Here is a 23,227-nt window from a genome sequence, read left to right on the forward strand (position 1 = left end):
AGCCAGGTAGGGTCCGTGGAATGCCGAGAGTCAAAGTCAGCGTCGTCGTCCCCGTCTACAACACCGGCAAGTACGTCGACGAGTGCGCGCCGTCGCTGCTCGGGCAGAGTCTGCCCGCCGACGAGTACGAGGTCATCTACGTCGACGACGGCTCGACGGACGACACACTGACCCGGCTGGAGAAGATCGCCGCCGCGCATCCGAACGTCCAGGTGCACACCCGGCCGAACTCCGGCTGGCCGGGCGCACCGCGCAATCTCGGCATGCGGCACGCCAAGGGCGAGTACATCCAGTTCGTCGACCATGACGACATGCTCGGGGCCGAGGCCCTGGAGCGGCTGTACGAGCACGCCAGGCGCAATGACGCCGACGTGGTGCTCGGCAAGATGTCCAGCACGATGGTGCGGCCCCGGCGGTTGTTCCGGCACACGGTGGACGCCTGCACGATCGAGAACGACGAGCTCATGCAGAGCATGTCGCCGCACAAGATGTTCCGGCGCGCCTTCGTCGAGGAGCAGGGTCTCCGGTTCCCCGAGGGTCCCTGGATCCTGGAGGACCTGGCCTTCGTCAGCGCCGCCTACCTGAAGGCCGAGCGCATCTCGGTCCTCGCCGACTACCCCTGCTACTACTGGATGAAGCGGGACGACGGCGGCAACAACACCCAGCACCGCTTCAACCCGCGCCATGGCTTCTGGTCCAACTGCCGCACCATCGTGCGCCAGATCAAGGACGGCACACCCCCGTCCGACGACATCGACGCGCTGCAGAACCGCCTCCTGCACCGCCTCTACCACGTCGAGATCCTCTCCCGCACCCGCGAGCCCGAGATCCTCCGCGAGGACCCGGCCGACCAGCGCCCCCGCTTCGACGCGGCCCGCGAACTGGCGCTGACGGAGTTTCCCGCCGCCGTGCGCGAAGGGCTGCCCACCGTCTCCCGCCTCCGCGCCGAACTCCTCGAGCGCGGTGACTTCGACGGAGCCGTGGCCCTCGCCGAGCGCATCCGTCAGGTCAAGGCCCGCAGCGCCGTCGCCGGACTGCGGTGGGAGGACGGCCGGCTGGTCGCCGACGTCACGCTGGACCTGTTGCGCGGGGACGGCGAGCCGCTGGCGCTCGTCGAGCGGGACGGGAAGCGGTGGCTGGACCCGGAGCTGCTGGCCGGGGTGCCGGGGACCGAGGACGGCTGGGAGGTCCGCGATCCGTTCCGGCTGGCGTACGCCGAACTGGTCGTCAAGGACCGTGACCGCGAGGACTGGTGGTACCCGGAGGGCGATCTGGAGGTGCGGCTCGAGCCCTGCGGCGAGGGGCGCTCGCGGCTCGTCGCGGCCGGGCGGCTGCTCCTCGACCCGGAACGGCTCGCGGGCGGGCGGCCGTTGGAGCGCGGAGTGCACGACGTGTGGGCCTACGTCCAGCTGCTGGGCGTCGACCGGATGGTCCGCCTGACCGGCGACGGCACCCCGGGGGCCCCGGCCGCGGGCCCGGCGCTGACCGGCGGCCGGCTCTCGCTGCCGTACTGGACGGGCAGCGGACAGCTCGCCCTCGACGTGGACCAGCGCCAGCGCAGACTCGGTGCCGACACGGCCGGCGCCGCCGCGGCGAACTCCGGGCGCGGCGAGCGGTCGCTCCCGCTGCCGTACGTGGCGTCCGCGGCCTCCAGCGGTCCCGCTCGCCTCAAGGTCACCGTGTCCGCCCTGACGGTGGACGCCGAGCTGGTCCCCGGTGACGACGGGACGACGGCCGTGCTGCGGCTACCCGCCCGTCTCAGGCTCCCGGCCGGACGCCACCCGGTCAGCCTGCCGAAGACCGACGCCCCCCTCGCGTACGCCGTCGTCCGCGACGGCGCCCTGCTGCGTCTCGAGGGCCCGGCCCACGAGACCGGCACCGGACGCCGGCTCCTCGACGCGGTCGCCGACAACCGGCAGATCCGGCGGGTACGGCGCCGGCTCGGCCGATAGGACGGTCCTGGGGCACCGCGGGCACCTCGGTGCCCCCGTGCGATGGGGCACCGCACGGTCCCGGTGCCCCACCGTGCGCTAGGCGTACGCCGAGATGTCCTTGATCATCGCGAACCCGAGCCCGTACGCGCTCATGCCTCTCCCGTACGCCCCCACGTGCACCCCCTCCTGCGTGGAGCCCGCGAGCACCCAGCCGAACTCCGACTCCCGGTAGTGGAACGGCGTGGGCACGCCGTCCACCGGGAGGGACAGGGTGGACCAGTCGGATCCGTCGAGGTCGTCCGCCAGGACCCAGGCCGTCTCGGTCTGCTGGTCCAGCCAGTCGTCGCGCAGGGAGTGGTCCATCTGCCCGGGCCAGGTGAACGACAGCAGCCCCACCCCGGCCAGCCAGGCGGCGGAGGAGACCGACGTGGCCTCCAGCAGACCCGTGCCGTCCGCGCTCCTGCGGGACGGGTTCGCGGCGACGGTCACCACGACCGCGAACTTCTCCTTCGACTCCCCCGTGGAGCCCGCCTCGTTCTTCACGGACGGCTCGTCACCGTGCCCGATCGACCCGTGCTCGACGGCCCCGTCGGCCGACGTGCCCACCTGCATCAGCCAGCGCGGTCCCGTGAACGCCTCGTCGAGGCCGTACCACGGGAAGGGCGCCTGAAGGTAGCCGTCGACCGTGCGCCGGGCGGAGGGAACCTGCTGGCCACCCTCCGCGGCCGGCGCCTGCGCGACTGCCCCACTCGTCGTCTCCATGTGCCGGACGCCTCCTACTAGCTCTCGTCGGACCGGACCGGCCCGCCCCCCTTCGGGCGGCGTCGCTGGTTCGCGTCGGCCCGCACAACAACTCGGCAGCATAGCCACACCGCTCCGAGCTGCGGGGAAACCGCCCGGCGCGCGGGGCGCATGGGGGGAGGCTTCAGGCCGTACGGAGGCCGTACGGAGCCGTACGAAGACCGTTCGAGGTGAGAGCGGGGTATGAAACACGTCACGTACGACGAGGAAAGGCGCCCGCGAGCTGAACTGCTCGGCAGGCGCCTTCCGGTGGGGCGTACGGCTCAGGTGGCGTCCGCGTCGAAGGGCGGGCGGTCGTCCTTGCCGGGCTCGTCGGGCTTCTTGGTCATGTCGATCCGGCCACCCGAGGAGGACGGGGACGGCGAGGTGTCCGTGCTGTGCACGGCGTCGGTGACCTCGGCCATCTCCTTCTTCAGGTCGAAGCCGTTGCGGATCTCCTTGAGGCCCAGCTCGTCGTTGTCCAGCTGCTTGCGGATGAACGTCTTGGGGTTGAGGTCCTCGAACTCGAAGTCCTTGAACTCGGGGCCCAGCTCCGAGCGGATGTCCTGCTTGGCGCTCTCCGAGAACTCACGGATCTTGCGCACGGTCCGCATGACGTCCTGGATGACCTTCGGAAGCTTTTCCGGACCGAAGACGAGCACGGCGAGGACAACGAGCGTGATCAGCTCGAGCGGTCCTATGTCATTGAACACCTGAAGCTCCTTGCGATGTCCTCGGTCCTCGGCCCTCGGTGGTCTGTGCGGTCTTCCGTGGTCCGGGCCGGGTCCACGGTACCTGGGGATCGCGTAGGACCGGTACTGTCCCGGGCGCTCCGAATGCGGGCCGGGGCGCGGTTTTCCGGGTTGTTTGCCTTGTGGAACCGGGCCCGGGAGCATCTCTGTGAGGTTTCCGTCAACCCGGAGCCCGGTCCTTCGCCCCCGTCCTCCGAGCACGAAGGCGCAGTCGGCCCCTGCCGGGGCAGTCCGGGTTCAGGCGCCGGTCAGCGGGTGGCGCCGGGGGGCGTGGGCGCTGACGTGGTGGGGAGGACGGGTGCGGCGAGGAGGCCGGTGGCGGTGAGGTCCGGGGTCGCGGACAAGGACGTCAGGGTGAGCGGCGGGGTGGCGCTGAGCGGGCGTATGAGAGGGGACATCGCGGCGGCACCGGCGACCACGGGTGCCGTGAGGGTGTGCAGCGCCGCCTCCCGCACCTGGGCGGGGATACCCGGCAGCAGCGGTGCGGACGCCGTGGTCGGGACGACGGGGGAGTCACCCGGCATCCGCTGTTGCTGTCCCTGTCCCTGCTCCTGTCCCTGCGCGAGCAGGGAACCCCCGCCGCGGCGGCGCTGGTTCTCCGGTACCGCGGCTCCCGTGCCCGGTGCGCGCGCCGGGGTCACATTGCTGCCGGCCCCGCGGGCGTCGGTGTCGCCCGGCACGCCCGTGGTGACGCCGCCCAGCGCGATCGCGGCCAGCGAGACCGCACCGGCGGCGACGACCGCGAACCGCATGCCGCGCGAGGCCGAGCGGTCGGCCTCGTGACGGCTGACGTCATGGATGCGGAAGCCCCGGCCGGTGGAGGGCGGGAGCATCGCGGCGTGCGGGCGGGCGGGGACGTAGTCGAACGCGAAGCGCTCGTCACGTCTCACGCCGAAGGCCCCGGTCGTGCCGGGTCGTTTTGACAGTCCTGCGAATCCTCCCCCGCCGAACGGCGAGCTGTCGCCGTCCTCCGGGTCGCCTCCCGGCAGACCCTGGAGGCGGGCCAGGAAGCTCTCGGAGGGCGGGGGCGGGGCGGCCTCCGCGAAGACGTTCTTCAGGCGGCGCTGGGCGTCCGCCTCCGCCTTGCACTTCGGACAGGTGGCGAGATGCGCGAGGACACGCTCGCGCGTGGCATGACCGAGCTCGCCGTCCACCAGGGCGGCGAGTCGGTCTCCCAGGTGCTGTTCCGCGAGGCTTCCCTCGCCGGGTTTGGGCAGTGATCCACTCACGCGGATGCACCCCCTCCCCCCAGCGCGGGGACCCGGGCCATGAAGGAGCGGCGCTCGGCGCGGGCCTCGGGCGAGCGGTGCGCGAGGGCCTTGCGCAGCTGGGAACGGCCGCGGTGGATCCGCGAGCGGACGGTGCCGAGCTTGACGCCCAGGGTCGCGGCGATCTCCTCGTACGACAGCCCTTCGATGTCGCACAGGACGACCGCGGCGCGGAACTCCGGGGCGAGGGTGTCGAGGGCCTGCTGGACGTCCGCGTCGAAGTGGGCGTCGTTGAAGACCTGCTGGGGCGAGGGCTCGCGGCTGGGCAGTCTCTCCGCCGCGTCCTCGCCGAGGGCGTCGAAGCGGATGCGCTGCTTGCGGCGGACCATGTCCAGGAAGAGGTTGGTGGTGATGCGGTGCAGCCAGCCCTCGAAGGTCCCCGGTGTGTACGTGGACAGCGAGCGGAAGACGCGGACGAAGACCTCCTGCGTGAGGTCCTCGGCGTCGTGCTGGTTACCGGTGAGGCGGTACGCGAGGCGGTAGACGCGGCCGCTGTGCGTGCTGACGATCTCCTCCCAGGTGGGCGGAGTCCACGCCTGCCCGTCCGCGTCGCTGGTGAAGGTCGCGGTCTGGGCGTAGTCGCCGGCGTGGCTGTGGTCAGCGGTGTCGTTCACGGATCTCGGCCTGCCCGCCGATCCGAGGAAGCGCCGCAGCACCCCCCCACGATCCTCAGGCGCGGCCGCACCTCCCCTGTCGGCTCTGGTTGTCTCCAGTGGAGCCCCTACCATAGCCACCTCGCCCGTTAGCTCCGGATAAGCGGTTTTACGAGAATTTGATCTGGGCTGATACCACTCGGTCCCCTGCGTCAGCAGTTGCTCGAGGGCCTGCTCGGCTTCGTGATCCAACTGTGTCCCCCCGGGTGCGTCTCCACCCCTCTAAACGCCCGGTCCCATCTGCGGGTTCCCGACGCCAACGGATACAGTCACGCCCAGGCAACCACGGGGCAAGGAGAGGGTCATTACCGGCAACCGGCAGACGAGCTGGGCGTTCGCCGACGCCTATGTCGCCGAGGACGAAGCGCTGCGCTGGGCCCGCGACCGGGCCCGTGAGGCGGGGCTGCGCTCGGTGTCGCCCGGCACGGGCGCGGCGTTGCGGTTGCTGGCCGCCTCCGTGGACGCCAAGGCCGTCGCCGAGATCGGCACCGGGACCGGCGTGTCGGGCATTCATCTGCTGCACGGGATGCGCCCGGACGGGGTGCTGACCACCGTCGACCCGGAGCCGGAGCACCAGCAGTTCGCCCGCCAGGCGTTCCGCGCCTGTGGCTTCGCCAGCAACCGGGCCCGGTTCATCCCGGGCCGTGCCCTGGACGTCCTGCCCCGTCTCGCCGACGCCGGCTACGACCTCGTCTTCTGTGACGGTGACCGGCAGGAGGTCATGGACTATCTCGCTGAATCGTTGCGCCTGCTGCGTGCGGGTGGCCTGGTGGTCTTCGAGGGCGTCTTCGCCAACGGCCGCACGGTGGACTCGGGACCGCAGCCGACGGAGGTGCTGCGCCTGAGGGAGCTGCTGCGGGCCGTACGCGAGAGCCAGGAACTGCTGCCGTCGCTGCTGCCGGTGGGTGACGGACTGCTCTGCGCGGTCAAGCGGTAGAACGTTGGCGGTCAGGCGGTAGAACTTTGAGCGAGTGAGTGCCGTACCGCCATTCGTGGCATCGCCCGGGCAGAGCTCTGCCCCGGCACCTCAGGAGATGCCGGGGCAGCCGAAAGGGTATGGTCGCTTCCGCTCAGCCGACGACCTTCTTGAGGGCGTCGCCCAGGGCGTCGGCCTCGTCAGGGGTCAGCTCGACGACGAGCCGACCGCCGCCTTCGAGCGGAACGCGCATGACGATGCCCCGCCCCTCCTTGGTCACCTCGAGCGGGCCATCGCCCGTCCGCGGCTTCATGGCCGCCATGCTCGTTCCCCTTCCTGAAACCAGCTCATCGTCAAAGCCGACAGCCCTGGGAGGGCACGCGGGTCCAAGATGGGACACGCGCCACCGGCATCGAACACATTGCTTCCCAGCCATTATCCCGCATCTCAGGACCCGATGACCAACATCAGTCGGCATCGCTTGGGCAACGCGCGCGAGCAAAACCACTCAATTCGGCGAAGTGACTGCGATACTCCGCCGCCGCGCGGATCCCGGTCGGCCATGAGCGCTCCTGAATTCTTTGACGCAGGTCACACGTCCGGTCCGGTCCTCGGACGACGATCTCCGCCATGCTGTCCTTCGGACATCGACGCAGTGGACACACCGGAGGGGATACGCCATGGCCGACACCGTGCTCTACGAGGTGCACGACGGGCTCGCGACGATCACGCTGAACCGGCCGGAGGCGATGAACGCGCTGAACATCGCCACCAAGGTCGCGCTGCGGGAGGCCGTGGAGTCGGCGGCCTCGGACGACTCCGTACGGGCCGTGCTGCTCACCGCCGCCGGGGAGCGGGCGTTCTGCGTGGGGCAGGACCTCAAGGAGCACATCGGGCTGCTCGCCGAGAGCTCGGCGAAGGTCATGAGCACGGTCAGGGAGCACTACAACCCGGTCGTGCGGGCCTTGACGGAGATGCCGAAACCGGTGGTGGCCGGGGTGAACGGGGTCGCGGCGGGCGCCGGTTTCGGGCTCGCGCTCGCGGCGGACTACCGGGTGGCCGCGGACACGGCCGCGTTCAACACCTCGTTCGCGGGGGTGGCACTGACCGCGGACTCCGGGATCTCGTGGACGCTGCCGCGCGTGGTGGGGCCGGGGCGCGCCGCCGACCTGCTTCTCTTCCCGCGGACCATGTCGGCCCGGGACGCGCATGACCTGGGGATCGTGAACCGTCTCGTGCCGTCCACCGAGCTGCCCGCGGAGGCCGAGAAGGTGGCGCGGGCCCTGGCCGAGGGGCCGACGGTGGCGTACGGCGCGATCAAGGAGTCCCTCGCGTACGCGCTGTCGCACTCCCTGGCCCAGACGCTGGAGAAGGAGGACGAGCTGCAGACGCGGGCGGGGGCCTCCGAGGACCACGCGATCGCCGTGCGGGCCTTCGTGAACAAGGAGACGCCCAAGTACCTGGGCCGGTAGGGCTCAGACTCCTCAGCACTGCACTCAGCGGGTTCTCGCGACGCACGTCTCCAGGTGGTCGTCCACCAGTCCGCACGCCTGCATCAGCGCGTACGCCGTCGTCGGACCCACGAAGCGCAGGCCGCGCTTCTTCAGGGCCTTGGACAGGGCCGTCGACTCCGGGGTGACCGCGGGGACGTCCGCCAGGGTCCTGGGGACCGCGTGCGCGGCGGGCGCGTGGGACCAGATCAGCTCGTCCAGCTCGCCGGGGGCCCATTCGGCCAGGACGCGCGCGTTGGCCATCGTCGCGTCGATCTTGGCGCGGTTGCGGATGATGCCCGGGTCCAGGAGCAGGCGGTCGCGGTCGGCCTCGCCGAAGGTCGCCACCTTGGCGATCTCGAAGCCCGCGAAGGCGGCGCGGAAGCCCTCGCGGCGGCGCAGGATGGTGATCCAGGACAGTCCGGACTGGAAGGCCTCCAGACTGAGGCGTTCGTAGAGGGCGTCGTCGCCGTGGACCGGGCGGCCCCACTCCTCGTCGTGGTACGTCACGTAGTCCGGCGTGGACAGCGCCCAGGGGCAGCGCGACGCGCCGTCCGGGCCGGTCAGGGCGGTGCCGTCGCTCACTGCTGCTCCGCCTGGCCGTGCTCCGGCTTGTGCAGGGCGACGTGGGCCGCGGCCCGGGCGCCGGCCAGCGCGGACTCCAGGTCGGCGATCCGGGCGTCCCGCTCGGCGAGCTCGGCGCCGAGGCGGCTGAGCGCGTCGTCGACGTCCGCCATGCGGTAGCCGCGGGCCGTCAGCGGGAAGCGCAGGCCGTCGATGTCCTCGCGGTTCACCGGCCGGTCCGGCGGCAGCGGGTCCTGGAGCCGCTCCGGGGCGACGTCCGGCAGCGGGCCGTCGCTGTCGCCGCCGCCCACCACGGCGAGCGTCACCGCGGCGACCACGACCGCGAGCGCGATGACCAGGAACAAGAACATAACCATCGCTGAGGTCCCCAGGGTCCCTGCCGGCGGCCGGCCACCGGCGTCGAATGTGTCAGGGTCCGATCGTGCCATGCGGGTCGGACAGTTAGGGTCGCAGGCGGCGGATGTGCAGGACGTACTAGGAGAGGTCACAGGCGATGCTCAGGCTGGGCAGGCGTGAATTCCACGCGCACGAGCCGGTGATCATGGCGATCGTGAACCGGACCCCCGACTCCTTCTACGACCAGGGCGCCACGTTCCTCGACGAGCCCGCCCTCGCGCGCGTGGAGCAGGCGGTGGCCGAAGGGGCCGCCATCGTCGACATCGGCGGGGTCAAGGCCGGGCCGGGTGAAGAGGTGTCCGCGGCGGAGGAGGCCAGGCGGACCGTCGGGTTCGTGGCGGAGGTGCGGCGACGGTTCCCCGACGTGATCATCAGCGTCGACACCTGGCGGGCCTCGGTCGGCGAGGCGGTGTGCGAGGCGGGGGCGGACCTGCTGAACGACGCGTGGGGCGGGGTCGATCCGGGGCTGGCCGAGGTCGCCGCGCGGTACGGGGTGGGGCTCGTGTGCACGCACGCCGGGGGCGCCGAGCCTCGTACCCGGCCGCATCGGGTGGCGTACGACGACGTGATGGCCGACATTCTGCGGGTGACCGTGGGACTGGCCGAGCGTGCGGCGGGACTGGGCGTGCCGAGGGAGTCGATCATGATCGATCCCGGGCACGACTTCGGCAAGAACACCCGCCACAGCCTGGAGGCGACGCGACGGCTCGGGGAGATGACGCAGACCGGCTGGCCGGTGCTCGTGTCCCTCTCCAACAAGGACTTCGTCGGGGAGACGCTGGACCGGCCCGTGAAGGAGCGCCTGGTGGGCACCCTGGCGACGACGGCCGTGTCGGCGTGGCTCGGGGCCCAGGTGTACCGGGTGCACGAGGTCGCGGAGACCCGGCAGGTGCTGGACATGGTGGCGTCGATCGCAGGACACCGGCCTCCGGCGGTGGCACGCAGGGGGCTGGCCTAGGACCGGGGGCGAAACCCCCGGTCCCGGCCGGTGCGAACGACTACCGCCCCGCCTCCTTGGACACCAGCGCCACCGCCTCGTCCACGTCGTCCGTCACGTGGAACAGCAGCAGGTCCTTCTCCGACGCCTTGCCCTGGGCGATCAGGGTGTTCTTGAGCCAGTCGACGAGGCCGCCCCAGTACGTGCTGCCGAACAGGACGATCGGGAAGCGGGTGACCTTCTGGGTCTGGACCAGGGTCAGGGCCTCGAAGAGTTCGTCGAGGGTGCCGAGACCGCCTGGCAGGACCACGAATCCCTGCGCGTACTTCACGAACATCATCTTGCGGACGAAGAAGTAGCGGAAGTTGAGACCGATGTCGACGTAGGGGTTGAGCCCCTGCTCGAAGGGGAGCTCGATGCCGAGGCCGACGGAGGTGCCGTTGGCCTCGCAGGCGCCCTTGTTGGCCGCCTCCATGGCGCCGGGGCCGCCGCCGGTGATCACGGCGAAGCCGGCCTCCACCAGGCCCCGGCCGAGCCGCACGCCCGCCTCGTACTCCGGAGAGTCCGCAGGTGTCCGCGCGGAGCCGAACACACTGATCGCGGGCGGGAGTTCGGCGAGCGTGCCGAAGCCCTCGATGAACTCCGACTGGATGCGCAGGACGCGCCAGGGGTCGGTGTGGACCCAGTCCGAGGGGCCGCCGGCGTCCAGCAGGCGCTGGTCGGTGGTGCTCGCCGTGACCTGTCCCCGCCTGCGGAGGACAGGTCCCAGGCGCTGCTCCTCCGGCGGCTGCTTCTTGCCCTCGGGGTTCCCGGTAGCCATGTGCGCTCCCTCCGCTTGCCTTGTCTCTCCGTCTCAGCGTAGGTCTACGCGGGTTACGGAGGGGGGACGTCCGCGTGTCCGCCATGAAGCGCAACGGCGCAGACCGGCGTCACGACGTCAGCCACGCCCGCAGCTTCTCCTCCGCCTGCGGGATCAGCGACGCCTTCACCCGCTCGTCCACCTTGTGCGCGAGCAGCGGCTGACCGGGGCTGTAGTTGACCGCGGGCACGCCCAGCGCGCTGAAGCGGGACACGTCCGTCCAGCCGAACTTGGGGCGGGCGACGCCGCCGACCGCGGCCATGAAGGCCTGGGCGACGGGGTGGGTGAGGCCGGGGCGGGCGCCTCCGGTGTGGTCGTCGACGGTGAACTCGTCGACTCCGCAGTCCGCGAAGAAGTCCCGCACGAAGGCCTCCGCCTCGGCCTCGGTGCGGTCCGGGGCGTAACGGAAGTTGACCGTCAGCGTGCAGGAGTCGGGGATGACGTTCGTGGCCACGCCGCCCTCGACCCGCACGGCGTTGAGCCCCTCGTGGAACTCGAGGCCGTCCACCACCGGCTTGCGCGGCTCGTAGGCGGCCAGCTTCGCGAGGGCGGGAGCGGCCTTGTGGATCGCGTTGGACCCCATCCACGCGCGCGCGGAGTGCGCCCGCTCCCCCTTGAACGTCAGCAGCACCCGCAGCGTTCCCTGGCAGCCGCCCTCGACCTGGTTGTCCGTGGGCTCCAGCAGGACCGCGAAGTCCCCCTCCAGCCACTCGGGGTGGGCCTCGGCCACATGTCCCAGGCCGTTGAGGTGGGCCGCGACCTCTTCGTTGTCGTAGAAGATGAAGGTGAGGTCGCGGTTGGGCTCCGGGACCGTCGCCGCGATCCGCAGCTGTACCGCGACCCCGGACTTCATGTCGCAGGTGCCGCAGCCCCACAGGTAGCCCTCGTCGTCGAGGCGGGAGGGGACATTGCCCGCGATGGGGACCGTGTCGATGTGGCCGGCGAGGATGACGCGTTCCGGACGGCCGAGGTTCGTGCGCGCGACGACGTTGTTGCCGTGGCGGTCGACGCTCAGGTGCGGCAGGGCGCGCAGGGCGCTCTCGATCGCGTCCGCGAGGGGCTTCTCGGTGCCGCTCTCGGAGGGGAAGTCGACGAGCTGCGCGGTGAGCTGGGCTGCGTCCAGCGAAAGGTCAAGGGGGGTGTCGGCCATGCTCCCGACCCTAGCGCCCCGCTGTCCGTGCCCTCTGTCCACATCCGGCGCAGAGGTCTCAGTACTCTCCAGTATCTTGTCCGGATGCCAGAGCCGTTGCCCCCTACTCGCAAACGCCGTGGCCGTCTCCTCCGCTTCGGGGCGGCCCTCGTGGTCCTGTGCGCGGTCGCCGGCTACCTCGTGGTGCAGTACGTCACCGGAGGCACCGGCGGGCCGCGCTGCCAAGTCGTCTCGGGCAGTGCGGGCGGACCGTCGTACGAGTTCACGCCCGAGCAGGCGGTGAACGCGGCGACGATCACCGCCGTCGGCACCGGGCGCGGACTGCCGGAGCGGGCCGTGGCCATCGCGCTCGCCACCGCGATCCAGGAGTCGGGGCTGCGCAACATCACGCACGGCGACCGGGACTCCCTGGGGCTGTTCCAGCAGCGGCCCTCGATGGGCTGGGGCACTCCGAAGGAGATCCTGGACCCGACGCACGCGGCGGGCGAGTTCTACAAGCACCTGGTCAAGGTGGACCGCTACCAGGACCTTCCGCTGACCGTCGCCGCCCAGCGCGTGCAGCGCAGCGGTTATCCGGAGGCGTACGCCAAGCACGAGCCGGACGCCGAGCTGCTGGCCGCCGCCCTCACCGGCACCGCGGCGGCCACCCTCACCTGTGACGGCCGCCAGGACACCACCCAGGACGCCCAGGCCGCCGCCACGGGCACCCAGGCCCCCGCCACGGGCCCCGACGCGGTGCGCTCCGCCCTCGTACGGGACTTCGGGCGCGACGCGCTGGAGACGACCGCCGCGGAGGTGGGCGGCAAGGCGTCGCCGAGCCCGACGCCCACCACGGGTGACGAGCGCACCGTGACCCTTCCCGTGCGCAAGGACACCGGCCCGGGTTCCGACCGCACCCTGAAGGAGCGCGGCTGGCAGCTCGCCCACTGGGCGGTCGCCAACTCCTCGGCGCTGCGCATCGAGCGGGTCTCGTACGCCGGACGGCAGTGGACGGCCGGGAGCACCGAGAGCCAGTGGCGTACGGCGGGCGGCGAAGGCGGCACCGGCTCGGTGCGGATAGTGACGGCACGGTAGTTCGGAAGATCGCCCGGAAGGGTCACGTCCGGCCGCCGACGGAGCGGGTGTGCGCAGGTTTTCGTCATCTCACCCCCGTATCCGTGAAAACCCTTGTGATCAAAGGGCTGCAAGCATTCGGCGGACTTTCAGACCGGAAGCCTTTTGCCCGTTTTTATCCGTAGGCGATAATGCGACGCATTGCCAACTCTTTACGTTGCGCGTCCGCAACCTTCGACGGCTTCGAGCGGTAGTCACGGCGTCCTAGCAACGTTTCCTCCGTCGAAGGAGCAACATGTCCCTCCCCCTGACCCGCAGGATCGCCCGTGCCGCGCTGCTCGTCGCTGCCGGAGCGGCCGCCGGGGTCGGTGCGGCCGGCTCCGCCAGCGCGGCCCCCGCCGCGCTGCCCGCCACTCCGAACCTCGGCGGGCTGACCGCTCTGGACGGGGCGCACGTCGGCAACACGGTGGACGGCACGGCGCAGAACCTGACCGGGACCGCGGGCAAGACCGGTGGCAAGGCCGTCGAGAAGGCGGTGCCGTCCGCGGGCAAGGCCGGCGGCAAGGCCGTGAAGAAGGCGACGCCGGTCGCGCAGAAGACGGCGGGCGAGGCCGCGGGCTCCGCCGGTGGCGTCCTCGGCGACACCGCGTCCACGGCGACGAAGGGCGGCCTGCCGACCGACTCCCTCGGAAAGGGCGGCGGCCTGCCGTCGGCGGACACCCTGCCGGACAAGAGCCTCCCGCTCGGATAGTACCCAGCGCTTGGCGATGGGGCCCGGGGAATTCCCCCGGGCCCCTTCGCCATGTCCGGAGCGGGTCACGGCCCGGAGCTCGTCATGGTCCGGAGCGGGTCACGCCAGTCGCTCGACCGCCGCCCGCACCCGCTCGTCCGTCGCCGTCAGCGCGACCCGTACGAACGTCTCGCCCGCCGTGCCGTAGAAGTCTCCCGGGGCCACCAGGATGCCCAGGTCGGCCAGGTGGGCCACCGTGGACCAGCAGGACTCGTCCCGGGTCGCCCACAGGTAGAGGCTGGCCTCGCTGTGCTCGATGCGGAAGCCGTGGTTCACGAGGGCCTCGCGGAGCAGCGCCCGGCGAGCCCGGTAGCGCTCGCGCTGTTCGCGGACGTGGGTGTCGTCGCCCAGGGCCGCCACCACCGCGGCCTGGGTGGGCGCCGGGGTCATCATGCCGCCGTGCTTGCGGATCTCCAGGAGGGGCGCCAGGACGGCCGGGTCGCCCGCGAGGAAGGCCGCACGGTAGCCCGCGAGGTTGGACCGCTTCGAGAGCGAGTGGACGGCCACGATGCCGTCGTAGGAGCCGCCGTTGACGTCCGGGTGCAGGACGGAGACCGGGTCGGCCTCCCAGCCCAGCTCCAGGTAGCACTCGTCGGAGAAGACCAGGATGCCGTGGGACCGCGCCCAGGCGACGATCCTCGTCAGCTCGTCCTTGGACAGCACCTGGCCGGTCGGGTTGGACGGGGAGTTGAGCCACAGGAGCTTCAGGCCCGCCGGGTCCAGCTCGATGGGGTCGTCGTAGACCTCGTACTCGGCGCGGGCCAGGCGGGCGCCCACCTCGTACGTCGGGTAGGCCAGGCGCGGGTAGGCGACCCGGTCGCCGGGACCGAGGCCCAGCTGGGTGGGGAGCCACGCGACGAGTTCCTTGGAGCCGACGACCGGCAGGACGTGGCGGTGGGTGACCTCGCGGGCGCCCAGGCGGCGCTCGGCCCAGCCGGTGATCGCGTCGCGCAGGGCCACGGTGCCCCAGACCGTCGGGTAGCCCGGGGAGTCCGCCGCGTCGATCAGGGCCTTCTGGACGAGATCGGGGACCGGGTCGACCGGGGTGCCGACCGACAGGTCGACGATGCCTCCGGGGTGCGCGGCGGCCGTCTTCTTGTACGGCTCCAGCTTGTCCCAGGGGAAGGTGGGAAGGCGGTCGGAGACTGCGGACACGGCTTTCGGGCTCACTTTCGGGTCGTACGGCAAACGCCTCGGCCCCGCACGGCCACGATCGGAGGCGATCAGGCCGTACGGGACCGAGGCGGCACGAGGTGCGGGCCGCTGAAGCGGATGACTAGGCCTGCGGCGGCAGCGCGGCGATGAACGGGTGGTCCCGCTCGATCAGACCCAGCTTGCTGGCGCCGCCGGGCGAGCCGAGCTCGTCGAAGAACTCGACGTTCGCCTTGTAGTAGTCCTTCCACTCGTCCGGAGTGTCGTCCTCGTAGAAGATCGCCTCGACCGGGCAGACCGGCTCACAGGCACCACAGTCGACGCATTCGTCCGGGTGGATGTACAAGGACCGGGAGCCCTCGTAGATGCAGTCGACCGGGCACTCCTCGATGCAGGCCTTGTCCTTCACGTCGACACAAGGCTGCGCGATGACGTAGGTCACGCTGTCGTTCCTCCTCCATTGGGCGCTGGCGGGCCTCCTCAGGCTCCGCCGCCTGGCGCGCGGGAGCGCGGCGTCGTCGATGCCCGCCCCTAGTATCTCCGTTCTTGGGCATGATCCGAACAGGAGGGGTGAACTGACCTGTGGAAATCTCTGCCGCGGGACGTCTCGTCGTCCGCATCTCCGCAGCTGACGTGGGCAAACGGGTATCTGTACGGTGCCTGGACGAAGCCGCCGTCACCGGGGAGAAGTTCACCGACACGGTGGGTGTTCTCACATCATGGGACGACGGTGTGCTGCTGATCACGCGCCGGGACGGCCAGAGCGTCCGCATCGCGGAATCCGCGCTGGTCGCGGGCAAGGTCGTGCCCGCCGAGCCGGCCCGCCGCAGGGGCCCGGCCGCCTCCTACGAGGAGCTGGCCCGGATCGCCGCGCGCGGCTGGCGGCCCGTGGAGAGCGAGTGGCTCGGCGAGTGGGAGCTGCGCGCCGCCTCCGGATTCACCCGCCGCGCCAACTCCGTCCTCCCGCTCGGCGACCCCGGCCTGCCGCTCGACGAGGCCCTGGCCGCCGTACGCCGGTGGTACGGCGACCGCGGTCTGCCGGCGTACGTCCAGACCGCGACCGGCGCCGCGGGCACCCAGGAGGTGCTGTGCGCGCAGCTGGAGGCGCGCGGGTGGACGCGGGAGGTGACGGCGGAGCTGTGGACCGGGGCGCTGGCGCCGGTCGCGGACCGTTCGGGGGCCGAGGGTGTCGTGCTGTCCCGGGAGGCCGACGCCGACTGGCTGGCGCGCTATCAGCGCAAGGGGGTCGGCGAGGTGGCCCTGCGGGTGCTCGGGAGCGGGCCGTCGGTGTGGTTCGCCACCGTCCCCGGCGAGGAAGCGCCGGCCGCGATCGGGCGGTGTGTCGTGGACGGCCGGTGGGCCGGGTTCGCGGCGGTCGAGGTGGATCCCGCGCTACGGCGACGGGGGCTGGCCTCGACCGTGATGGCGGCGCTGGCACAGCGCGCCCTCGACGAGGGGGCCTCGGCCGCCTGGCTCCAGGTCGAGTCGGACAACGCCGGTGCGCGGGCCCTGTACGACCGGCTGGGGTTCGCCCCGCACCACGCCTACCACCACTACCGCGAACCGGACGTCTCCGGCGGGACGCGGTAGCGATCGCCGCGAAAGGGCACGAGCCAGCTATGCGTCCCCCGTTTCCACCACCGCCCGAACGTTCCGCCGAGCTCCGGAGACGGTTCGCCGAAGAGGCGCGGTCCGAACGGCCCGATCTGTCCGCGCTGTGCCTGCTCGTTTCGGCGCAGGCCGACGGCGCGCTCGACGAGGCCGGCATCGACGCGGCCCAGATCGAACTCGACGCGCTGGCAGGTCGGTTGCCGTTCCGGCCGGGCGGGCCGCGGTCGTGGGCGGTGTCGCTGCGGGAGCTGCTGGGCGACCGGTGCGGGTTTCGCGGCTCCGCCGCGGACTATCAGCGGCTGGAGTCCTCGTTGCTGCACGAGGTGCTGCGGCGGCGCAGGGGGCTGCCGATCCTGCTGTCCGTGGTGTGGATGGAGGTGGCCCGGCGGGCGGGGGCGCCGGTGTACGGAGTGGCTCTGCCGGGGCATTTCGTGGTGGGGTTCGGGCCGCCGGAGCAGCAGGTCCTGGCTGATCCCTTCGACGGGGGGCGGGTGTTGAGCGGGGGTGACGCGGAGGTGCTGGTCGCCGGGGCGACGGGGGGTTCGCTGGATCCCGCGATGCTGGGTCCCGCCGAGCCGCTGGAGGTCGTGCAGCGGATTCTGAACAACGTCCGTGCGTGGGCCGCGACTCGGCCCGAGCGCTCGGACGTGGGCCTGTGGGCCGTGGAGCTGGCCTTGCTCCTGCCCTCGCATCCGGCACGACTGCGTTACGAGCGGGCGCAGTTGCTCGTGCAGCGGGGTGACTTCGTCGAGGGGGCCTGGGAGTTGGAGGCGTATGCGGGGGTGGTGGCTGCGGTGGACGAGGCCGCGGCGGCCAAGGTGCGACAGCAGGCTCATGCCGCGCGAGCGATGTTGAACTGAGGCCGTCCTGGCGCCTACCGGTCCGTTGCGGCTGGTCGCACCCTTCCCCGCGCCCCTGAGTGGGTCACAGCCAGCCCTTCTCCCTCGCGATCCGGACCGCCTCCGCCCTGTTCCGTACCGCCAGCTTCTGTATCGCCGTCGAGAGGTAGTTGCGGACCGTGCCCTGGGACAGGTGGAGGGCTCGCGCCAGCTCCGCGTTCGTGGAGCCGTCGGCCGCCGCGCGCAGGACCTCGCGCTCCCGGTCCGTCAGCGGGTTCGCGCCGTCCGCCAGTGCCGCCGCCGCGAGCGTGGGGTCGATGACCCGCTCCCCCGCCAGCACCTTGCGTACCGCCTGGGCGAGTTGGGCCGCCGGGGCGTCCTTGACCAGGAAGGCGTCGGCGCCCGACTCCATCGCGCTGCGCAGATAGCCGGGGCGGCCGAAGGTCGTGAGGATGACCAGCTTGACCGCCGGGAGTTCCCGGTGGAGCTGGGCCGCCGCCTCGATGCCCGTCGCTCCCGGCATCTCGATGTCCATGAGGGCCACGTCGATGTCGTGGGCGCGGGCCGCCGCCAATACCTCGTCGCCGCGGGCCACTTGGGCGACGACCTCGATGTCGTCCTCCAGGCCGAGCAGGGCGGCCAGGGCCTCGCGGACCATCGACTGGTCCTCGGCGAGCAGGACCTTGATCGTGCGGCTCGTCATGAGGCGGATCCTACGTCGGCCGCGGGGCCGACGGGCACGCGGGCGACCAGGCGGAAGCCGTGCCGGGTGCCGGTGGCCTCCAGGGTGCCGCCCGCCTTCTCCAGGCGCTCGGTGAGGCCGGTGAGACCGTTGCCGGGGCCGCCGCCGGAGCCGCCGGAGCCGTCGTCATCGACGGAGAGTTCGAGCATCGGCCCGTCGAGGGTCTGGCGGCGCAGCAGCTCCACCGTGCAGCGCCGGGCCCCGCTGTGCCGTACGACGTTGGTGACGGCCTCGCGCAGCGCCCACGCGAGGGTCGCCTCGCTCTCCTCGGGGACGCCGTCGAGGTCGGGTTCGGCGGGGAGCTGGGCGGTGACCCCGGCCGCGGTCAGGGCGACCTGGGCGCCCGCCAGTTCGCCGGCGAGGCGGGGGCGGCGGTAACCGGTGACGGCCTCGCGCACGTCCACCAGTGCCTGGCGGCTGACCTGCTCGATGTCGGCGACCTGCTGGGCGGCCTTGTCGGGATGGTCGGGCAGCATCCGGCCCGCGAGCTCGCTCTTCAGCGTGATCAGGGACAGGGAGTGGCCGAGGAGGTCGTGCAGGTCACGGGCGAGACGCAGCCGCTCCTCGTTCGCGGCCAGCTGGGCGACGGTCGCGCGGGCCTTGCGCAACTCCACGGTCGTGCGCACGAGTTGGCGGACGCCGGTCATGGAGTAGCCGACGAGCAGCACGACGAGGAACAGTCCCCAGGCCGAGTCCGGGTCGGTGCGCAGACCCACCAGCACCAGCGAGAGGGTGGTGACCGGAATCGCCCAGTACGCGGCCCGGAGCGGGAAGGTCACCCCGCAGGCCACGGAGACGTACACGAACAGTCCGAGCCACGAGCCGCCGAGGCTCAGCGTCAGGACGATCGCCAGCAGCCAGAGCACGCAGACCAGGGCCCAGACCGTCCGGCCGGGGAACGCCCGGCCCATGTTCCGGAAGACCAGCGCCAGATAGGTGCCGGTGAAGACCGTGAGGCCCGCCCAGCCCGCCGCGGTGGCCGAACCGGTGTGGTGGCCGGAGGCCAGGTCGTGCACCGGTGAGCTGAGGAAGACCAGCCACGGCACGATCCACACCAGCTTGCGTATGACCTCGGCCCGGTTGCGGGGCGGTTGGCCGATGCGCACCAGCCGCTCCGCCCGCGCTTCCTCGTCCCCGCCCAGCTCGTCCGTCATCGCGCTCACGCCTTCAACGTGTCCTTCCGGTACAGCCAGGCCGCGCCGCCCGCGAACAGGACGAAGGAGACGGCCAGGACGGCGATGTCCTGTGCGTGCGGGGCGCGGCTCTGCTCGATGGCCTGCCCGAGGGCAGCGTACGCGTGCGTGGGCAGCCACTCGGCGATGTCCTGGAGCCACTGCGGGAAGGTCGTCGTGGGCATCCACAGGCCGCCCAGCATCGAGAGCCCGAAGTAGGTGATCATCGTGATCGGGCGGACCGCGTCACCGGTGGCGAGGTAGCCGATGGCGACGCCGAGCGCGGCGAAGACGAGGCTTCCGGCCCAGATCGCGCCGGTGAGCGCGAGCCACTGCCAGGCGTCCAGGCGTACGTCCTTCACGACCGCGGCGACGACGAACACGACCACGATCGAGGGCAGGCTCACCACGGCCGCGCTCGCCGTCTTGGCGAGGACATAGCCGCGCCCCGGGAGGGTCGTCAGCCTCAACTGCCGTACCCAGCCGCCCTCCCGTTCCTTCGCGATGCGCTCGCTGTTGCCCATCAGGACGGCGGTCAGGGCGCCGAAGGAGGCCATCGAGACCATCATGTAGGTCGGCAGGGTCAGGCCCGTGCCGTCGACCTTCGACGTGCTGTCGGCGTTGCCCGCGATGATCAGGAACAGCAGCGACGGGTACAGCACCGAGAAGAACAGGAACTTGCGGTTGCGCAGGGCGCGGGTGAGTTCCAGCTTGATCAGGCTGTTCATGACTGCTTGGCCTCCTCGGCCTCGGTGATGGCGACGAAGGCCTGCTCCAGGCCGAGCCCGGCGACTTCGAGGTTGCGGGGGTAGACGCCGAGGCCGTAGAGGGCGTGGACGGTCGCGTCGGCGTCGGTGGACTGGATGCGGACGGTCTGGCCGGAGACGGCGACCGTGCTGATGAAGGGCAGGTTCCGCAGCGTGCCCTCGTCGATCGTGCCCTCCAGGTCGAAAGCGATCCTGCGGGCGCCCGCCTTGGCCTTGATCTCGGCGGCGGTGCCGTCGGCGAGGAGGCGGCCCCGGTGCAGGACGAGCACCCGGTCGGCGGTGGCGTCGGCCTCTTCGAGGTAGTGGGTGGCGAAGAGGACCGTACGGCCCTGGTCGGCCTGTTCGCGCATGGTGGCCCAGAAGGCCTGGCGGGTGGTGACGTCCATGCCGGTCGTCGGCTCGTCCAGGACGATCAGGTCGCTGTCGCCGGCGGTCGCGAGGGCGAAGCGGACCCGCTGGGCCTGGCCGCCGGAGAGCTTGTTGACCTTGCGGTCGGCGATCTGGGCGACGCCCGCGCGGGAGAGCACCTCGGAGGGCCGGTACGGCTTCGGGTGCAGGGCGCAGGCGAGCCGTACCAGCTCGGCGACCGTCACCTCGTCCATCAGGCCGCCGCTCTGCAGCATCGCGCCCACGCGTCCGGCGACGATCGCCTCACGCGGAGTGGTGCCGAAGAGGCGGACGCTGCCGCTGTCGGGCTGCTTGAGGCCGAGCAGCAGATCGAGCGTGGTCGACTTGCCGGCGCCGTTGGGGCCGAGCAGCGCCACGGTCTCCCCCGGACGCAGGGTCAGGGTCAGTCCGTCCACGGCCCGTACCGCGCCGTATGCCTTGCTCACCTGGTCGAACTCGACCACCGGGCTTGTCGTTGTCATACGGCCATGGTGGCTCCGCGGGTGCGGTGGCGGGCAGTGTCGGCCGTCCGGAGTGCCGCATGACAGATGTCATGCGGCACTCCCTTCGCTCAGCTCGGGTTGGTGTCGATGACCTGAGTGCGCTCGGCCGTCGTCTTGCCCCGCAGCGCCTTGCGCAGGGCGGAGGCCACGTCCTGCGGCAGGACGTCGCGCTTGCCGCTCGCGCCGTTGATCTGCACCCCGGCGAAGGTCGTGCCGTACGCCTCCTTGAGCGCTTCGAGGTCGTACGTCTCCACGAGCTTGCCGCCGACCGCCTTGAAGCCGAGGATCTTCGGCAGGGACAGCGAGCCGAACTTGATGCTGTGCACCGCGTCGGTCCGGATGATGACGACCTCGGACATCGCGGGCTCGGCGAACTCCTTCATCATCCGGTCGACCTCGGCGTTCGAGATCGTCGGCTGCTTCGTGGTCGTCGGCAGCGTGACCGAGCCGGCGGTGCCGGTCTCCACCTGGGTGCGGTAGGCGTCCTCGACCGCGGTGGTCGACCTGGCGACGTCGATGCCCTTGCCGGCCTTGCCGTAGACGGCGACGGCCTTGCCGTTGACGAACTTGATCGTGCCGTCCTTGGCCGAGCCCGCGCCGCCCGAGGCGTCCTCCAGGGCCGCCTGGAGCTTCTCCTCGTCGACCGGCATGACCGGGTCGACGACACGGTGGTTGCCGAAGAGGGAGCCGATCACGGAGACCGGGTTGTAGTCGCTCTTCGCGGCCGCGGCGACCGTGGCCTGGTCGTCGAGCTGGAGCCCCGCCTGGTCCGGCTTGAGGGAGACGGTGTCGCCGCCGACCGACAGCTTCAGGGCCTGGTTCACCCGGCCGCCGAGGGCGTCGTCGAGCTTCTTGACGGCATCGTCGCGGGTGCCGCCGCCGATGTCCACGCCGAGCACGGTGGTGCCCTTGGGCACGTCGGACCGGTTCATCAGGAGACCGGCGCCGTAGGCACCGACCCCGAGGAGGACCACGGTGCCGCCGAGCAGCGCGAGCTTGCTGCGGCCCTTCTTTTTCTTCTTCTTCGACGCGGCGGCCGGGGCCTCCTGCGTCGCGGTGTCGGGCAGCTTCGGGGGCGTACGGCCGTCGGTGGCCGGCCCGCGGGGGGCGTTCCGGGCGCCTGACGGTACGACCGGCATGCCGCTGGTGACGGTGTGCCCGGAGACGTTGTCCGGGGCGCCGTAGCCGGGAGCGCCCGGTTGGGGGGCGGGCTTCTGCGGGGTGAGGATCGCGGTGTCGTCGCTCAGACCGCCACCGGGTCCGAGACCGGCACCGGGAGCGCCGCCGGGGGTGGGGGCGCCGGGGCCGCCCGGACGGCCGAGGGTGCCGGGGCCGCCCTGACCGGACTGACCCGACTGACCGGCCTGGCCGCGGGTTCCACCGTGACCGTGGGTTCCGCCCGGGCCGCCCGGGCCGCCCGGGCCGCGTGCGCCGCTGCCCGGGCCGCCGTGGCCGCCCTGGCCGCCGAAGCCGTCGGGACCGTTGAAGGACTCGCCGCCGAAGGACTCGGCCCCGGCGAAGGGGTCCGGTCCGGCGGGCGGCACGACCGGGCCGTCGCCGGTGACCGGGCCGCCCGTCGGGCCCGCGGGCCCCTGGGAGCCGCCCGGGCCGCCGGGACCCTGCGGTCCGCCGAAGCCGCCGCCGTAGTCGATCCGGCCGCCCTGGCCGCCGCCGTAGTCGATCTGACCGTTCTGGGGGCCGGGGCCACCGGGGCCGCCCTGCGCCCCGAAGCCGCCCTGCCCCTGCTCCCCGCCCGGGCCGCCGGAGCCGTCGCCGAGACCGTTCCCGTTCCCGTTCCCGTTCTCAGCGAAGTACGGCAGCTCGTCGCGGCGGGATTCCGTGCCGCGCGGACCGGCGTTCAGCGCCTCGGTGACGTCGAACGAGCCCGTGCCGCCACCGTGGCCGGGGGCCACGGGACCTCCGGTGGCTCCTCCGGGGAGGCCCGCGCCGTTCGTACCGCCGGAACGGGAACCGCCCGGCACGCTCATGGAACCGACCACACCGCCGGGCCGGCTCCCGTGACGCGGTGCGGACGCACCGGCACCTGTGCCGCCTGGCGCACCCGCGGCCGAACCGCCCGGCAGACCGGCCCCGTTGGTGGCCCCGCCGCCCTGAGGCCCCTTGGCGGGGCCGGACTTGCGGGGCGCGAACCAGTCGCTCGGCCTCTCGTCGGCGGCGGACGGGGCGGCTTCCCCGGGCACCTCGACGGTGCCCGGGGACGGCGTGGGACCCGGCGTCGGCGCCTCGGTCTCGGGACCTCTGTCGCCGGAACTCTCCGTGTCCGCGACGGGCTGGCGCACCACGACCGGCGGAATCGGCCGCGAACCGGGGATGTTGATCCGGATCCGGGTCGTCAGCGTGGTCTCGGTCTTGCGTTCCTCCGGCTGCGTGGCCGAACGGCCCGCGTCCGGACCGCCGTCGGAAGCCATGGGCGTCCCGTACGGCGGCGTGCCCGAGGGGTAGGCGGCTCCGCCGCGCCCGTTGGGCCCGG

At 72.1% G+C, this 23,227-nt stretch carries 24 protein-coding genes; 8 read left to right on the plus strand and 16 right to left on the minus strand.

Features of this window, described 5'->3' with window-relative positions:
* Positions 1-20 precede the first annotated feature (20 nt).
* Positions 21-1,952 carry a glycosyltransferase family 2 protein gene (locus ACFVYN_RS07185; protein ID WP_389993716.1) on the plus strand — a complete coding sequence of 644 codons (1,932 nt, stop codon included), beginning with the start codon at positions 21-23 and terminating at the stop codon, positions 1,950-1,952.
* Between the two features lie 78 nt (positions 1,953-2,030).
* Here the strand turns inward: ACFVYN_RS07185 and ACFVYN_RS07190 are convergent, their stop codons facing one another.
* The 4 genes from ACFVYN_RS07190 to sigE form a co-directional block, all read right to left on the minus strand.
* Positions 2,031-2,696, minus strand: a complete 666-nt coding sequence (locus tag ACFVYN_RS07190) for a hypothetical protein (protein WP_389993719.1) — start codon at positions 2,694-2,696, stop codon at positions 2,031-2,033.
* 302 nt (positions 2,697-2,998) lie between these two features.
* Positions 2,999-3,427: a sec-independent translocase gene (locus ACFVYN_RS07195; RefSeq protein ID WP_389993722.1), complete on the minus strand. Its 429-nt coding sequence runs from the start codon at positions 3,425-3,427 to the stop codon at positions 2,999-3,001.
* 287 nt (positions 3,428-3,714) lie between these two features.
* Positions 3,715-4,695 (minus strand): anti-sigma factor family protein, encoded by a 981-nt coding sequence (locus tag ACFVYN_RS07200; protein ID WP_389993725.1) that lies wholly within the window; start codon positions 4,693-4,695, stop codon positions 3,715-3,717.
* A complete protein-coding gene (gene sigE / locus ACFVYN_RS07205; RefSeq protein WP_389993728.1) occupies positions 4,692-5,390 on the minus strand; it encodes an RNA polymerase sigma factor SigE in 699 nt (232 codons plus the stop codon). The genes ACFVYN_RS07200 and sigE overlap by 4 nt, the downstream gene beginning before the upstream one ends.
* Before the next feature lie 235 nt (positions 5,391-5,625).
* On the opposite strand from sigE, the gene ACFVYN_RS07210 reads away from it, so the two are divergent.
* The gene (locus ACFVYN_RS07210) at positions 5,626-6,324 is read left to right on the plus strand and encodes an O-methyltransferase (protein WP_389993887.1); all 699 of its coding nucleotides are present in this window, start codon (positions 5,626-5,628) and stop codon (positions 6,322-6,324) included.
* Positions 6,325-6,457: 133 nt separating this feature from the next.
* On the opposite strand, the gene ACFVYN_RS07215 is transcribed toward ACFVYN_RS07210, so the two are convergent.
* Positions 6,458-6,625, minus strand: coding sequence for a DUF3117 domain-containing protein (locus ACFVYN_RS07215; RefSeq protein WP_003966491.1), 168 nt, complete (start codon positions 6,623-6,625; stop codon positions 6,458-6,460).
* A 358-nt stretch (positions 6,626-6,983) separates the two neighbouring features.
* Between ACFVYN_RS07215 and ACFVYN_RS07220 the strand changes: the two genes are divergently transcribed.
* Positions 6,984-7,775, plus strand: coding sequence for an enoyl-CoA hydratase/isomerase family protein (locus ACFVYN_RS07220; RefSeq protein WP_389993731.1), 792 nt, complete (start codon positions 6,984-6,986; stop codon positions 7,773-7,775).
* Between the two features lie 24 nt (positions 7,776-7,799).
* On the opposite strand, the gene ACFVYN_RS07225 is transcribed toward ACFVYN_RS07220, so the two are convergent.
* Both ACFVYN_RS07225 and ACFVYN_RS07230 read right to left on the minus strand, forming a co-directional pair.
* Complete coding sequence (locus ACFVYN_RS07225) at positions 7,800-8,378, minus strand: DNA-3-methyladenine glycosylase I (RefSeq protein ID WP_389993734.1); 579 nt, start codon at positions 8,376-8,378, stop codon at positions 7,800-7,802.
* On the minus strand, positions 8,375-8,728 hold the full coding sequence (locus ACFVYN_RS07230; protein ID WP_389993890.1) for a DivIVA domain-containing protein: 354 nt from the start codon (positions 8,726-8,728) through the stop codon (positions 8,375-8,377). Before ACFVYN_RS07230 ends, ACFVYN_RS07225 begins: the two co-directional genes overlap by 4 nt.
* Positions 8,729-8,871: 143 nt before the next feature.
* Here ACFVYN_RS07230 and folP point away from each other — a divergent pair, with 143 nt between their 5' ends.
* Complete coding sequence (gene folP / locus ACFVYN_RS07235; RefSeq protein ID WP_389993737.1) at positions 8,872-9,732, plus strand: dihydropteroate synthase; 861 nt, start codon at positions 8,872-8,874, stop codon at positions 9,730-9,732.
* A 40-nt stretch (positions 9,733-9,772) separates the two neighbouring features.
* On the opposite strand, the gene ACFVYN_RS07240 is transcribed toward folP, so the two are convergent.
* Together ACFVYN_RS07240 and dapE are read right to left on the minus strand one after the other, a co-directional pair.
* On the minus strand, positions 9,773-10,531 hold the full coding sequence (locus tag ACFVYN_RS07240; protein WP_389993739.1) for a TIGR00730 family Rossman fold protein: 759 nt from the start codon (positions 10,529-10,531) through the stop codon (positions 9,773-9,775).
* Positions 10,532-10,640: 109 nt separating this feature from the next.
* Complete coding sequence (gene dapE, locus ACFVYN_RS07245; protein WP_389993742.1) at positions 10,641-11,720, minus strand: succinyl-diaminopimelate desuccinylase; 1,080 nt, start codon at positions 11,718-11,720, stop codon at positions 10,641-10,643.
* Between the two features lie 84 nt (positions 11,721-11,804).
* Here dapE and ACFVYN_RS07250 point away from each other — a divergent pair, with 84 nt between their 5' ends.
* Together ACFVYN_RS07250 and ACFVYN_RS07255 are read left to right on the plus strand one after the other, a co-directional pair.
* Positions 11,805-12,794, plus strand: a complete 990-nt coding sequence (locus ACFVYN_RS07250; protein ID WP_389993745.1) for a heavy metal transporter — start codon at positions 11,805-11,807, stop codon at positions 12,792-12,794.
* 274 nt (positions 12,795-13,068) lie between these two features.
* Complete coding sequence (locus tag ACFVYN_RS07255) at positions 13,069-13,524, plus strand: ATP-binding protein (protein ID WP_389993748.1); 456 nt, start codon at positions 13,069-13,071, stop codon at positions 13,522-13,524.
* A gap of 99 nt (positions 13,525-13,623) precedes the next feature.
* Here ACFVYN_RS07255 and ACFVYN_RS07260 read toward each other — a convergent pair whose 3' ends face one another.
* Together ACFVYN_RS07260 and fdxA are read right to left on the minus strand one after the other, a co-directional pair.
* Entirely contained in the window at positions 13,624-14,718 is a 1,095-nt protein-coding gene (locus tag ACFVYN_RS07260) for a bifunctional succinyldiaminopimelate transaminase/glutamate-prephenate aminotransferase (protein ID WP_389993751.1), read from the minus strand.
* Between the two features lie 121 nt (positions 14,719-14,839).
* A complete protein-coding gene (fdxA, locus tag ACFVYN_RS07265; protein ID WP_007384503.1) occupies positions 14,840-15,157 on the minus strand; it encodes a ferredoxin in 318 nt (105 codons plus the stop codon).
* 140 nt (positions 15,158-15,297) lie between these two features.
* On the opposite strand from fdxA, the gene ACFVYN_RS07270 reads away from it, so the two are divergent.
* Together ACFVYN_RS07270 and ACFVYN_RS07275 are read left to right on the plus strand one after the other, a co-directional pair.
* On the plus strand, positions 15,298-16,305 hold the full coding sequence (locus ACFVYN_RS07270) for a GNAT family N-acetyltransferase (RefSeq protein ID WP_389993754.1): 1,008 nt from the start codon (positions 15,298-15,300) through the stop codon (positions 16,303-16,305).
* Between the two features lie 29 nt (positions 16,306-16,334).
* Complete coding sequence (locus ACFVYN_RS07275) at positions 16,335-17,186, plus strand: transglutaminase-like domain-containing protein (RefSeq protein WP_389993757.1); 852 nt, start codon at positions 16,335-16,337, stop codon at positions 17,184-17,186.
* Between the two features lie 64 nt (positions 17,187-17,250).
* Here ACFVYN_RS07275 and ACFVYN_RS07280 read toward each other — a convergent pair whose 3' ends face one another.
* The 5 genes from ACFVYN_RS07280 to ACFVYN_RS07300 all read right to left on the minus strand — a co-directional run bounded on the left by ACFVYN_RS07280 (position 17,251) and on the right by ACFVYN_RS07300 (position 23,165).
* Positions 17,251-17,868 carry a response regulator gene (locus ACFVYN_RS07280; protein WP_389993760.1) on the minus strand — a complete coding sequence of 206 codons (618 nt, stop codon included), beginning with the start codon at positions 17,866-17,868 and terminating at the stop codon, positions 17,251-17,253.
* Positions 17,865-19,061 carry a sensor histidine kinase gene (locus tag ACFVYN_RS07285; RefSeq protein ID WP_389993892.1) on the minus strand — a complete coding sequence of 399 codons (1,197 nt, stop codon included), beginning with the start codon at positions 19,059-19,061 and terminating at the stop codon, positions 17,865-17,867. Before ACFVYN_RS07285 ends, ACFVYN_RS07280 begins: the two co-directional genes overlap by 4 nt.
* Before the next feature lie 5 nt (positions 19,062-19,066).
* Positions 19,067-19,807, minus strand: a complete 741-nt coding sequence (locus tag ACFVYN_RS07290; RefSeq protein WP_389993762.1) for an ABC transporter permease — start codon at positions 19,805-19,807, stop codon at positions 19,067-19,069.
* Positions 19,804-20,715 (minus strand): ABC transporter ATP-binding protein, encoded by a 912-nt coding sequence (locus ACFVYN_RS07295; RefSeq protein WP_389993765.1) that lies wholly within the window; start codon positions 20,713-20,715, stop codon positions 19,804-19,806. Before ACFVYN_RS07295 ends, ACFVYN_RS07290 begins: the two co-directional genes overlap by 4 nt.
* A gap of 89 nt (positions 20,716-20,804) precedes the next feature.
* A complete protein-coding gene (locus tag ACFVYN_RS07300; RefSeq protein WP_389993768.1) occupies positions 20,805-23,165 on the minus strand; it encodes a hypothetical protein in 2,361 nt (786 codons plus the stop codon).
* Positions 23,166-23,227: the final 62 nt, after the last annotated feature.

Origin of the sequence: Streptomyces sp. NPDC058307, assembly GCF_042880295.1 — a bacterium.
Taxonomy (GTDB): domain Bacteria; phylum Actinomycetota; class Actinomycetes; order Streptomycetales; family Streptomycetaceae; genus Streptomyces.

Excerpts from the sequence above, each read along its gene's own strand:
- ACFVYN_RS07190 (WP_389993719.1), bottom strand. The coding sequence starts at position 2,696 with ATGGAGACGACGAGTGGGGCAGTCGCGCAGGCGCCGGCCGCGGAGGGT.
- ACFVYN_RS07280 (WP_389993760.1), bottom strand. The coding sequence starts at position 17,868 with ATGACGAGCCGCACGATCAAGGTCCTGCTCGCCGAGGACCAGTCGATG.
- dapE (WP_389993742.1), bottom strand. The coding sequence starts at position 11,720 with ATGGCCGACACCCCCCTTGACCTTTCGCTGGACGCAGCCCAGCTCACC.
- folP (WP_389993737.1), top strand. The coding sequence starts at position 8,872 with ATGCTCAGGCTGGGCAGGCGTGAATTCCACGCGCACGAGCCGGTGATC.
- ACFVYN_RS07240 (WP_389993739.1), bottom strand. The coding sequence starts at position 10,531 with ATGGCTACCGGGAACCCCGAGGGCAAGAAGCAGCCGCCGGAGGAGCAG.
- ACFVYN_RS07250 (WP_389993745.1), top strand. The coding sequence starts at position 11,805 with ATGCCAGAGCCGTTGCCCCCTACTCGCAAACGCCGTGGCCGTCTCCTC.
- ACFVYN_RS07185 (WP_389993716.1), top strand. The coding sequence starts at position 21 with ATGCCGAGAGTCAAAGTCAGCGTCGTCGTCCCCGTCTACAACACCGGC.
- ACFVYN_RS07230 (WP_389993890.1), bottom strand. The coding sequence starts at position 8,728 with ATGTTCTTGTTCCTGGTCATCGCGCTCGCGGTCGTGGTCGCCGCGGTG.
- ACFVYN_RS07215 (WP_003966491.1), bottom strand. The coding sequence starts at position 6,625 with ATGGCGGCCATGAAGCCGCGGACGGGCGATGGCCCGCTCGAGGTGACC.
- ACFVYN_RS07290 (WP_389993762.1), bottom strand. The coding sequence starts at position 19,807 with ATGAACAGCCTGATCAAGCTGGAACTCACCCGCGCCCTGCGCAACCGC.
- ACFVYN_RS07285 (WP_389993892.1), bottom strand. The coding sequence starts at position 19,061 with ATGACGGACGAGCTGGGCGGGGACGAGGAAGCGCGGGCGGAGCGGCTG.
- ACFVYN_RS07220 (WP_389993731.1), top strand. The coding sequence starts at position 6,984 with ATGGCCGACACCGTGCTCTACGAGGTGCACGACGGGCTCGCGACGATC.
- ACFVYN_RS07255 (WP_389993748.1), top strand. The coding sequence starts at position 13,069 with ATGTCCCTCCCCCTGACCCGCAGGATCGCCCGTGCCGCGCTGCTCGTC.
- ACFVYN_RS07295 (WP_389993765.1), bottom strand. The coding sequence starts at position 20,715 with ATGACAACGACAAGCCCGGTGGTCGAGTTCGACCAGGTGAGCAAGGCA.
- ACFVYN_RS07300 (WP_389993768.1), bottom strand. The coding sequence starts at position 23,165 with ATGGCTTCCGACGGCGGTCCGGACGCGGGCCGTTCGGCCACGCAGCCG.
- ACFVYN_RS07275 (WP_389993757.1), top strand. The coding sequence starts at position 16,335 with ATGCGTCCCCCGTTTCCACCACCGCCCGAACGTTCCGCCGAGCTCCGG.